We start from the raw sequence: 12,124 nt of genomic DNA, 5'->3' as shown, positions 1-12,124 counted from the left end.
GATCAAAACCACTTTATTAAGGGGGGATTAAGGGGGGATCAAAACCACCTTATTAAGGGGGGATTAAGGGGGGATCAAAACCACCTTATTAAGGGGGGATTAAGGGGGGATTAAGGGGGGATCAATCTTCTATTTGATTAGAACTACTTACTTAAAAGTTAATTATTGCCATCAACAGATTCATCAAAATTATCTAGATTTAGCTGAAAAAGCCCACCTCAAGGTTGGGGTGAGTGAATTAAATTCCACCCTCGTTATTATTCTTCTCTACCCATGACTAACTCTTTATATATCAGCACGACGGCAACGGGAAGCGGTAAAGCGTTAGTAGCTTTAGGAATTATCGACTTAATTCTCCGCAAAACTAATAAAGTTGCCTTTTTCCAGCCAATTGTTCTCGACTGTTCCGAAGGTCATCGGGACGAAGACATTGACTTAATCCTCAATTATTTTAAATTAGAACAAACCTACGAAGAAGCCTTCGGTTTATGTTACGAAGAAGTTAAGGATTTATTGGTACAACAAAAATTTGATGAAATCATTGAAAGAATTATCAAAAAGTTTAAAAACTTAGAAAAAAAATATGATTTTATCCTCTGTGAAGGTTCCGATTATCTGCAAGAAAATTCCGCCTTTGAATTTGAACTAAATACAGAAATCGCCAAAAATCTCGGTCATCCCATCTTAATATTAGGTAATGCCCACAATCGCAGTATCGAAGATGCCCTTAGTCCGATCCTGATTTCCTGCGACACCTACCAAGATAAAGGTTGTACGGTGATTGGGATTATTATCAATCAAGCTGAAGAGGAAAAAATAGAGGAATTACGGAAAACCCTGACTAAAATTTTTCCTCCCCAAGAATATGCCCTAGGAGTGATTCCCCACAATGCCAAACTGAGCAGCCCGCGAGTGGCAGAAATCGCCCAACAATTACAGGCAAAAGTTCTCTACGGACAGCAGAGATTAGACAGTTTAGCTAGTAACTTTCTGGTGGTGGCCATGCAGATGCAAAATGCCCTAGAGCGGCTAAAAGAAGACAGCTTAATTATCACGCCTTGGGATCGCGGCGATGTGATTATCGGGATGTTACAGGCCCACCAATCGGCCAATTATCCCCAATTAGCCGGTATAGTCTTAACAGCAGGTCATAACCTCAATCCTTCGATCGCCCGTTTAATTGACGGTTTGCCCGATCCCTTACCGATTCTCTCCGTCACCACCGATACCTACACTACGGCCGAACGCATCCACCAAGTGCGAACCACCCTGACCTCGACGGACTACGATAAAATTAACCTCAGTCTGCAGCTTTTTCACAGTAACATCAATCTTGATCGCCTAGAAGCGCAAATTCGCACTTTGCGGACCCAGGGGATTACCCCGAAGATGTTCACCTATAATCTCGTACAACAGGCCAAAGCGCAAAAACGTCACATCGTTTTGGCCGAAGGGACCGAACCGCGCATCCTCCAGGCGGCCACAGTTTTAATCGAACAGGATATCGTCGATTTAACCCTTTTGGGACAACCGGACGAGATCGCAATGGTGATTAAAAAACATGGTATCACTCTCGATCTCGATCGCCTGCAAATTATTGACCCCGTGGCTAGTCCCCATTTTGAAAGCTATGTGCAGACCCTCTACGAAGCGAGAAAAGCCAAGGGAATGAATCTCGACATGGCCCGGGATTATGCACAGGATGTCTCCTATTTTGGCACTTTAATGGTGTATCAGGGCGATGCTGATGGTATGGTATCGGGGGCAGTGCATACCACTCAACACACGATTCGGCCTGCACTCCAGATTATCAAAACTAAGCCCGATTGTGCGATCGTCTCCTCGGTCTTTTTTATGTGTCTAGAGGATCGAGTCTTGGTTTATGGGGATTGTGCGGTCAATCCCGACCCCAGTGCCGAGGAATTAGCCGAAATCGCCCTATCTTCTGCCGAAACCGCCCAAAAATTCGGAATAGAGCCGCGAATCGCCCTGCTTTCCTATTCTTCGGGTCAATCGGGCCAGGGAGAAGACGTGGAAAAAGTACGACGAGCGACCAAAATCGCTAGGGAAAAACGCCCCGATTTGAAGCTAGAAGGGCCGATTCAGTACGATGCGGCCGTGGATAAGGAAGTAGCTGCCCAAAAAATGCCGGGGTCAGAGGTAGCGGGCCAAGCAACGGTGTTTATTTTTCCTGACCTGAATACAGGTAATAATACTTATAAAGCCGTGCAGCGGGAAACGAAAGCTTTAGCGATTGGTCCAATCCTACAGGGATTAAAAAAACCCGTCAATGATCTCAGTCGCGGTTGTACCGTTCCCGATATTATCAATACGGTGGTAATCACAGCCATTCAATCCCAATCTTTTTGAGTTATCAGTTAGAAAACGGGTTTCTCAAAAAAACCCTTTTTCTGGAATATGCTTATACCATTTCTCTAAATGAAAACTACACATCGAATTTAAGTCACCCTTTTTAAGGGGGATTTAGGGGGATTAAACTTCTGTAGTCAGACTTTGGAGAATTGGTATTATTTCCTCCCGACCGGGCCAGAGCGGGAATCAAAACTATCTCAATGGAGCGAGATGAATCGCGACCAGAATAAAACTAACGCGGTAGCGTTTCCACTTTCGGGGAGTTTTGGTTCTCGACGTATTTTTTTAGTTGTTCGACAGTAACGTCGCCACAACTAGCCACGAAATAAGCTCCCGTCCAAAAATAGGGTTTGTTGTCGAAATACTCGGCCGCCAAATACGGAAATTCTTGTCTAATTAAGCGACTACTAACTGTTTTAAGGTTAGCGATTAGTTTGGTCCATGATTGTAATTATAGCGTTTCCTGTTCGCAAGAGATACATTATCGATGGTGAAAAGCTTAATTAGCAAAGGTTAAACTGTGCCACACAGGTGTGAGAACCGCTATAGTTGATATCCTAGGCAGTAAGTGTTATAATTTAACTATACATCACGCTCACGAAAGACAGTGATAACGCTTACCTACCAGTACAAACTAAAGGTAAACAGACAACAGGAACAGGAGATAATCCACATTCTTGATGTTTGCAAAAGCGTTTATAATTACGCTCTTTCAGAACGGAAAGATTGGTTAAACTCTCGAAAGTGTCTTGCGGATCACTGTTCGCTAGTTTCCGAGTACATAATTCCTGCGGATGAACCCTATCCTAATTACTTCGTTCAAGCTAAAAATCTAACGGAAGCTAAAAAAGTTTACCCGATATTAAAGACGGTTAACGCTCAAGTTTTACAGCAAGTCTTAAAAACTTTAGATAAGGCGTTTAACCAGATGAAATTGAAAGGCTTCGGCTTTCCTAGATTTAAGAAAAAGATGCGGAGTTTTGTTTTTCCTGCGCTGTCAAAAAGCTTTCTAGGTGACGAATACTTAAATTTTCCACAATTGGGAAAAATTAGAATCAGGCAATCTAGAGAATACCCGTCTGGGTTCGAGCCTAAACAAGCTCGAATTATCCAAAAAGCGTCGGGATTTTACGTTTCGGTTTCCTTCCAATCTACGGAATTAGTTCCCGATATGACAGTGGGGAAAACCTGTTTAGGAATTGACGCGGGGATTGAGAGTTTTGTTGCTACTTCACGGGGAGATTTAATCAAAGCCCCTCGATTTTTGTTGAAAGTACAGAGTAAGCTTAAATTGCTACAAAGACGCTTGAAACGGAAAACTAAAGGCTCTAGCAATTGGTTAAAACTTCAGGAGAAGATAGCAAGATTACATGAAAAAGTGTCTAATACTCGTAGAGATTGGCACTTTAAATTAGCTCATTACCTTTGTGATCTTGCTGATAATATCTTTGTCGAAGATATTAACTTCATTTCCTGGTCTAGAGGGATCGTTAGAAAACAATCTCTGGATTCGGGCATCGGTAGTTTTATTAACGAGATACTACCGTTTGTCGCTTGGAAACGGGGGAAATATTATCTTAAGGTCGATAAAAACGGAACTTCCCAGGAGTGTCCGAATTGTGGCGCGATTACTGGCAAAAAGTCGTTATCAGAAAGAGTTCACCGGTGTGATTCTTGCGGCCACATTGAACCGAGAGACACGGCATCAGCGAAGGTAATCGAGAACCGAGGAAAAAACGCGGTCGGACTGACCGTGTTAGAAAACGCTCGCGGAGGCGATTTGACGGGGATCGACTGGGTTAAACCAGGTCGATCTAGTTAAAAACCTATGAACCGAGAATCTCCCGCTACACCGCGCGAGCGGTTAGCGGGGGAGAGTCAAAATTAGAATGATTAAACCCCAACCATAACCCCGCCTCGATAACCGATAGCCGATAACCGATCGCTAAACATGGATCCATCTTTCGCCCTTACTCTGCAAATTGTCATCACTGTGGTGGCGGGGATTACAGCCCAAGTCATTGCCGAATACCTGAAAGTTCCCAGTATTGTTTTCCTGCTCATTTTTGGGATTGCTTTGGGGTCTGATGGTTGGGAAATTTTACACCCCCAAAGTCTGGGAATTGGTTTAGAAGTCCTTGTTGCTCTCTCTGTGGCGATTATCCTATTTGAAGGCGGTTTAAGCCTGAGCGGACGGGAATTAGGGCGAGTTTCTGGCAGTTTACGCAATCTTGTCACCCTCGGTACTTCCATCACTCTCATTGGTGGCGGTATGGCAGCCCACTGGTTGGGGGAATTTCCCTGGCCGATCGCTTTTCTTTACGCTTCTTTAGTGGTGGTAACTGGTCCGACGGTGATCGGGCCTTTGCTAAAGCAAGTCGCTGTAGATCGACGGGTGGCGACACTTTTGGAAGGGGAAGGGGTATTAATCGACCCTGTGGGCGCAATTTTAGCCGTAGTGGTGCTAAATACGATTATTGATAGTCATTCCCGCCCCATGGAAATTATCACCGGTTTAACCCTGCGTTTAGGCATCGGGGCGGCGATCGGCATTGCTGGAGGCGGATTGTTAAGTTTTATTATAAAAACTTGCAATTTTCTCACTTTTGAGTTAAAGAATCTCGTGGTTTTAGCGGGAGTCTGGGGGTTATTTGGTTTATCGCAATTTAGTCGCAGTGAATCGGGGTTAATGGCGGTGGTAATGGCGGGAATTGTGCTAAAAGCGGCGGCTGTTCCCGATGAGCGGTTATTAAGGCGTTTTAAGGGTCAATTAACCACTCTTTGCGTGTCGGTACTGTTTATTTTACTAGCGGCGGATCTTTCGATCGCCAGTGTCATCGCTTTGGGTTGGGGCAGCGTCCTGACGGTGTTAGTCTTGATGTTGGTGGTACGTCCCCTGAGTGTGGCTCTGTGTACCCTAAAAAGTGACCTAAATTGGCGACATAAGTTATTTATCGCTTGGGTTGCCCCTAGGGGAATCGTTTCTGCCTCTGTAGCTTCTTTATTTGCCATTTTACTCACCCGTGCCGGTATTAATGGCGGTGAAGCGATCAAAGCTTTAGTCTTTTTAACAATTTTAATGACCGTTTTTATTCAGGGATTAACGGCGCGGTGGGTGGCAAAAGGGCTAAAAATCACTTCTTCTGCGGCAACAGGGGCAGTAATCGTCGGTTGTAATCCCCTAGGTCGCTTAATCGGTTGTTTATTCCAAGAACAAGGGGAAAACGTGGTTTTAATCGATACGGATGCCAGGGCCTGTGAACAAGCAGAAGAAGACGGTTTGACGGTGCTGCAGAGTAGCGCACTTGATACAAAAATACTGCAAGAAGCAGGCATCGAATCCATGGGAACTTTTCTGGTTTTGACTAATAATAGCGAGGTTAATCTGGTTTTAGCCCAAAGAGCCAGCGAGGAATTTCATCCTCCCCGGGTGTTGGCTGCCTTTGCGGGAACCCCTAACCCAGATAAAAATAAGGTTAATCAGGTTTTTCTCCCTAGTTTTTCGGTCAAGGAATGGAATCAGTATTTAGACGATAATCAGATTAAATTAGGTAAAACTATCTTTAAAGCCGATGATTTGAGCGAACAACAAACCAGATTAACTAAATTAATCGAAAATGGTGAACTGCTGCCCCTACTATTGCGTCGCGATAATTCCCTACAGGTAGTAACAGAAAGGGAAGAATGGCGCACAGGAGACGAATTAATCTATATTCTGCGCGATTTACGCCCACAACTGCTTAAACGTCTTTCTGGCACTGTCAGAACCCGTTTATCTTTAGAAATCTTACCCGAAGTGGAAATCGCCACCAGTAGATAACTTGAGACTGTTCTATACTATTCAGTGGATTTAACCGGTTCAGGGCTTAAAATAAGCAACTGCCGACCGGCGCTAGATTTAGCGACACCTAGCAGTACGGGATGTTCAGTTTTGGGGGCATCTTGGGGTAAAGCACGAAAAAGGTACAGCCATCCCCCTCTTTCCAGTAATAATCGCCAGACGCGATCTTGCTCCGTATCGGTTAGGTTGCGCTGTTGAATAATGCGGGCTAAATTAGGATCGCCAATGAGACTCTGCTGATCTTCGGGCGTTAGGGCTTCAAAAAGGGGCTGATTGGGGTCAAGATCCCCTGCTTCTTTACCTAAAATGAGCAGTTCCTTGGCACTAATCAGGGTGACAACGGGGAGAGTAGAAGTGGGATTCACCGCATCTCGACGGGCATCCTTTAAACCTTGATCCCGGGCAAGATGGAAGATGAGTAAGAGAATCCAACTCAGGAGAATCAGTTCTGAGACGAGAGGAAGGGTTAACTGACGCTGAAAGCGGGGACGAGGAGCATAGGGTATTTTTCGGCGATTGCGTTGGTTTTGTCTTTTCAGTTGCCAATTTTTCAGTCTAGTTAGCCACTGTTGATATTGCCAGTGAAGGAAAGCAAGGCAAAGGGCGGAAAGCTGAAAAAGTATAGGAATCAGAAGGGCAATAATCAGGGTGTTAGCAATACTTTGAGGCGTACCAAAGAAGACTTGAAGAGGGAGTAATAAGAAGGATTCAACCGGAAAATCGAGGCTGGTGATACCGAGTTGGTAATAGGCAAAGTATGCCCAACGATAGACCCAACCTGTATAGTACAATCCCGCACCAATGAGACCGGCGGCACTGGCAAGATTGAGGAGAATCGTCGGGGGAGAAGGAGTCGTCACAGGGGGCTACTAACGCTAAAAAAGAACGCTAAAATTAAAGTTATTATAGATGATCATTGTAGGGCGAGTTATGGTCAGACGTTTAGAAATTTTATCTGGTATAGCTTTAGTTTTTTTGGGATTTTTGACTGTTTCTAGTATCGCTCAAGCACCCACCCTCGAAGCGGCTTTACCACGATTAGCAAATATTACGTTACAAAATGGCAGAGATTATAAGGGGGTGACGTTAACTCGGTTCGATCGCCCTCAGCGTCGGATTTCTTTTAAGCAAGGGGGTAAGGAGTTTAATCTACCCATTGCCCAAGTGACACAATTAACCTTAGAGGGAGAAACCATCATCAGTATTCCCGAAAACCCGATAATTGTGATTCAGGGAGAGGACAAGCGATGTGGTTCGGTTTATGCTGTACCGCGCCGTTTTGAGCATTTGAGTTTGGTGGAAAAGCAAAAGCGTAAGCAGGTAGAGATTAACTTATCAGATTTGCCTCCAGAGATGCAAAGAGAGTTAACTCAGAAAGGGGCTTATGGTTATGTGTTGAAACAGTTAGAATTTGCTAATGGCGAGTTAAAAGCTGCAGGAGTGGTGCGTTGCCGGGCAAATTAATCACCAAAATTATGTCAATAAAAATCAGTATCAGGATTTTTAGGATTAAGGGATTAACAGGATTAGGTGACTTGTGAAGAGTCTATAATTAAAGGATGCAGGGAATAGGACACCCACCCCCAACCCTATCCTGAGATCAGGATTTTTAGGATTAAGGGATTAACAGGATTAGGTGACTTGTGAAGAGTCTATAATTAAAGGATGCAGGGAATATGATATCTATCCTGAACATTCTCAAATCCTCAAAATCCTGATACTGGCATTATGGAATTAGACGAAATCACCTATAAAATTATTGGTTGTTGTATGAAAATCCATCGAACACTGGGGAATGGGTTTCAAGAAGTCATCTATCAAAGATGTCTCGATATTGAATTAGGAAAAACAGGATTAACCTTTGAAAGAGAAAAAGAACAACTTATCTTTTATGAAGGAATACAAGTCGGAACAAGACGCGCTGATTTTACCGTAGAAGGAAAAGTCATTGTCGAATTAAAAGCGGTAATTCGCCTAGAAGCTGTCCATCTTGCACAAGCAAAAAATTACGTCGTTGCTTATAATTTCCCTGTTGGTCTATTAATTAACTTTGGCGCAACCAGTTTAGAATATAAAAAGATATTTAATAATAAATAACAGGTCAGTATCAGGATTTAGAGGATTAAGGGATTAACAGGATTAAGTTATTGGCAAGGAGTAGATAATTAAAGGATCATAAAGAATATTATATCTATCCTGAAAATCCTCCAATCCTCAAAATCCTGATACTGGCATTGAGGATTAAGGGATTAACAGGATTAGGTGACTTGTGAAGAGTCTATAATTAAAGGATCATAAAGAATATTATATCTATCCTGAAAATCCTCCAATCCTCAAAATCCTGATACTGGCATTGAGAATTAAGGGATTAACAGGATTAGGTTATTGGCAAGGAGTAGATAATTAAAAGATACAGGGAATAGGACACCCACCCTCAACCCCATCCTGAGATCAGGATTTTTAGGATTAAGGGATTAACAGGATTAGGTGACTTGTGAAGAGTCTATAATTAAAGGATCATAAAGAATATTATATCTATCCTGAAAATCCTCAAATCCTCAAAATCCTGATACTGGCATTATTGAGATAATATAAAGAATCATTTGAGTCTGGCGAGGGGAAGCAATGAAGACAGGTTTAGGGATATTACTCAGTCTAGGGCTAGTCGTAACAGCGCCGCATTTGACGGTTATGGCTTCCCCCCTATTGGTGCAGACGGATTTACGTCAAGAAGCCGATCGACTTTATCAAGAAAGTCTTGAATTGTTCCAGTCGGGAACATTAGAAGGCTATCAGGGGGCATTAGGAAAGTTACAACAAGCATTAAAGCTTTATCAGCAACTCGACAGCAAATTAGAGCAAGCCCTCGTCCTCAACGGTTTAGGACGTATCTATGATGCTTTAGGGGAAAAACAGAAGGCTTTAGACTTTTACCAACAGTCCTTACTCCTATCACGGGCAGTGGGGGATCGCTCACAAGAAATCACTGCTCTCAATAATATTGGTGGTGTCTATAATGATTTAGGGGAGAAACAGAAGGCATTAGACTACTTCCAACAGGCTTTACTCTTATCACGGGCAGTGGGGGAGGATCGCTCACAGGAAGCCATTATTCTCACTGGTATTGGTGGTGTCTATGATGCTTTAGGGGAGAAACAGAAGGCATTAGACTACTTCCAACAGGCTTTACCCTTATCACGAGCGGTGGGCGATCGCTCTGGGGAAGCCGTTACTCTCAGTAATATTGGGGCTGTCTATAATGCTTTAGGGGAGAAACAGAAGGCATTAGACTACTTACAAAAGTCTTTACTCCTATCAAGGGCAGTGGGGGATCGCTCACAGGAAGCCACTACTCTCAATAATATTGGTCTTGTCTATGATAATTTAGGGGAAAAACAGAAGGCATTAGACTATTACCAACAGGCTTTATCTCTATCGCGGGCGGTGGGCGATCGCGCAGTGGAAGCCACTACTCTCAGTAATATTGGTCTTGTCTATTTGACTTTAGGGGAGAACCAGAAGGCTTTAGACTACTTACAAAAGTCTTTACTCCTATCAAGGGCAGTGGGGGATCGCTCACAGGAAGCCACTACTCTCAGTAATATTGGTGCTGTCTATGATGCTTTAGGGGAAAAACAGAAAGCATTAGACTACTACCAACAGGCTTTACCCTTAGACCGTGCCGTGGGCAATCGCCAAGGGGAAGCCGTCATTCTCAGTAATATTGGGGGTGTCTATTTAAATTTAGGGGAGAAACAGAAGGCATTAGACTACTACCAACAGGCTTTACCCTTATTGCAGGCAGTAGGCGATCGCAGAGGGGAAGCGATTACCCTCAATAATATTGGTGGTGTCTATTCAGATTTAGGAGAGAAACAGAAGGCATTAGACTACTACCAACAGGCTTTACCCTTATCACGGGCAGTGGGGGATCGCTTACAGGAAGCCATTACTCTCAATAATATTGGTGTTGTCTATTTAAATTTAGGGGAAAAACAGAAGGCATTAGACTACTTCCAACAGTCTTTACCCTTAAGACGGGCAGTGGGCGATCGCGCGGGGGAAGCGATTACCCTCCACAATATCGGGGCTGTCTATTCTGCTTTAGGGGAGAAACAGAAGGCTTTAGACTACTACCAACAGGCTTTACCCTTATCGCGGGCAGTGGGCGATCGCTCACAGGAAGCCACTACTCTCAATAATATTGGTTTTGTCTATCGGGATCAAGGAAAACCAGAAGTGGCGATTGACTCCCTAGAAAAATCCGCTAATCTGATTCTGGAGCTACGGCGGGGGGTTAGCCGTTCCTTGCGGGCAACCTTCCTAGAAAGTGAGCAAGGGACAAGCATCGCCCTAGTGGATCTCCTCATTCGCCAGAATTCCCCTCAGAAAGCTTTTGAATGGGCAAATCTCAGCACCACTTTTGACCTCGTGGATTACGATCGCCTTGCGGGAACGGAAGGACAAGTCAAAAATCCCGTCGCTAATCAAGCCTATCAGGAGTGGAAAGCACAGGCACGGCAACTGGAAGCCCTGCGCCAAGAATTACAAACCAACTTCAGCGACACCCTCTCCCGACAAGTCCGGCAACAAGAAGCCGCCCTCAGCGAACAAGCGGAAATCCTTGTGGAAAAATACCCCGAATTAGCCGATTTACTGGAAATTACCCCCACCGACCTCGCCCAACTGCAAGCCAATCTACCTGCTAATACCACCCTCCTCCAACCCGTCCTACTCACAGGGATAGATAACGTTGAACATACCGTTGCCCTCTTTATCCTCACCCGTACCACCCTTCAGGTTCAGCAAGTTCCCGTCCCTAAAGATCTTAATGAGCGTCTGCAACGCTACGCCAGCCAACTGGAAAGCGACCTAGAAATCGTCGATCGCGCCCTCAGTTACCAACTCTATGACCTGCTGATTCGTCCCATTGAAGCCCAAATTGCCCCGAATCAAACCCTGGCCATCATTGCCACAGGCGCTTTGCAAAGAATCCCCTTTGAAACCCTCTACGACAACCAAACTCAACAGTATCTCCTGCAAAAATATCCCATTCACTACCTCACCCGTCTGAGTAAAGTGCAGCCCCAACCCACGCCGAAAGTCAATAATCCTAGTGTCCTCGTCTTTGCTAATCCCCATCCCACCCAAGCCGAATTAATCGGCACAGAAACTCAAGCCGACTTTCTGCAAAAAACCTATGCCAACAGCCAAATCTACAAACACCAACAAGCTACCCTCGACACCTTTTTAAGTCAATCGCCTCGGTTTCCTATTCTGCACTTAGGCACTCATGGTTGTTTCCGTCCAGAGGGGTGTCCTAGCCTAGGCATGAACGCGAATACCCTACTGTTTGCCAACAAGAGAGAGTATGAACTCAAAGATGCCGTGAAACTGGGACTGCAAAACACCGAACTGATTACTATTGGCGCTTGTGAAACGGCGCGGGAAGTGGATGGAGTCGGTTTGGCGGGTTTGGCCTATGTTTGGGAAAGAGCGGGGGCGAAAACCACCCTCGCCAGTCTTTGGAATGCTACCGATTTTGTGCAATATCCCCAACAAAACAGCCCAGAATTGCCCACGGCGGCGATTTTAAATCAATTTTATACTAATTTACAACAGGGCATGACCAAAGCGGAAGCCCTCCGTCAAGCAAAACTCGCCCATATTGACCTTCATCCTTTCTTTTGGGCGGCGTTTATCCTGATTGGAGATGGTCAAGAGTTGGGAGCAGGTGGCAGGTAGCGGGGAAGCTTTTTTTGGCTCTATTGTCAGCTTAACTCAACCCCACATCCGTCCGATAGTCAGAGGAAAAGCTGGAAAACCCGTAGAATTTGGGGCTAAATTCTCAGCAAGCTGTATAGATGGTTACATATTTTTAGACCGGATTAGTTGGGATAACTTTAATGA

Annotated in this window: 8 protein-coding genes and 1 pseudogene; 7 read left to right on the top strand and 2 right to left on the bottom strand. The window is 44.5% G+C overall.

The window, feature by feature from the left end; translation table 11 throughout:
* Positions 1 to 273 precede the first annotated feature (273 nt).
* Entirely contained in the window at positions 274 to 2,370 is a 2,097-nt protein-coding gene (gene pta, locus EWV60_RS18095) for a phosphate acetyltransferase (RefSeq protein ID WP_287233861.1), read from the top strand.
* 235 nt (positions 2,371 to 2,605) lie between these two features.
* On the opposite strand, the pseudogene EWV60_RS18090 reads toward pta, so the two are convergent.
* Positions 2,606 to 2,812: pseudogene (locus EWV60_RS18090) on the bottom strand (IS200/IS605 family transposase); the annotation flags it as partial.
* Positions 2,813 to 2,980: 168 nt separating this feature from the next.
* Between EWV60_RS18090 and EWV60_RS18085 the strand changes: the two are divergent.
* Together EWV60_RS18085 and EWV60_RS18080 are read left to right on the top strand one after the other, a co-directional pair.
* On the top strand, positions 2,981 to 4,195 hold the full coding sequence (locus EWV60_RS18085) for an RNA-guided endonuclease InsQ/TnpB family protein (protein ID WP_287233860.1): 1,215 nt from the start codon (positions 2,981 to 2,983) through the stop codon (positions 4,193 to 4,195).
* A gap of 129 nt (positions 4,196 to 4,324) precedes the next feature.
* Positions 4,325 to 6,193 (top strand): cation:proton antiporter, encoded by a 1,869-nt coding sequence (locus tag EWV60_RS18080; RefSeq protein ID WP_287233858.1) that lies wholly within the window; start codon positions 4,325 to 4,327, stop codon positions 6,191 to 6,193.
* Between the two features lie 17 nt (positions 6,194 to 6,210).
* Here EWV60_RS18080 and EWV60_RS18075 read toward each other — a convergent pair whose 3' ends face one another.
* Positions 6,211 to 7,074, bottom strand: a complete 864-nt coding sequence (locus EWV60_RS18075) for a hypothetical protein (protein ID WP_287233856.1) — start codon at positions 7,072 to 7,074, stop codon at positions 6,211 to 6,213.
* 70 nt (positions 7,075 to 7,144) lie between these two features.
* On the opposite strand from EWV60_RS18075, the gene EWV60_RS18070 reads away from it, so the two are divergent.
* The 4 genes from EWV60_RS18070 to EWV60_RS18055 all read left to right on the top strand — a co-directional run.
* Positions 7,145 to 7,678, top strand: a complete 534-nt coding sequence (locus EWV60_RS18070; protein ID WP_150975881.1) for a hypothetical protein — start codon at positions 7,145 to 7,147, stop codon at positions 7,676 to 7,678.
* A gap of 264 nt (positions 7,679 to 7,942) precedes the next feature.
* The gene (locus EWV60_RS18065) at positions 7,943 to 8,311 is read left to right on the top strand and encodes a GxxExxY protein (protein ID WP_287233852.1); all 369 of its coding nucleotides are present in this window, start codon (positions 7,943 to 7,945) and stop codon (positions 8,309 to 8,311) included.
* 528 nt (positions 8,312 to 8,839) lie between these two features.
* Positions 8,840 to 11,959 (top strand): CHAT domain-containing protein, encoded by a 3,120-nt coding sequence (locus tag EWV60_RS18060; RefSeq protein WP_287233850.1) that lies wholly within the window; start codon positions 8,840 to 8,842, stop codon positions 11,957 to 11,959.
* Positions 11,928 to 12,124: hypothetical protein (locus tag EWV60_RS18055; RefSeq protein WP_287233862.1), on the top strand; the 197-nt coding region annotated here is incomplete at its 3' end. The genes EWV60_RS18060 and EWV60_RS18055, both read left to right, overlap by 32 nt.

Origin of the sequence: Microcystis sp. Msp_OC_L_20101000_S702 (assembly GCF_007095705.1) — a bacterium.
GTDB classification, from domain to species: Bacteria; Cyanobacteriota; Cyanobacteriia; order Cyanobacteriales; family Microcystaceae; genus Microcystis; species Microcystis ichthyoblabe_A.
The sequence above is the reverse complement of the archived record's forward strand: the minus strand, read 5'-3'. Positions and strand labels throughout refer to the sequence as shown.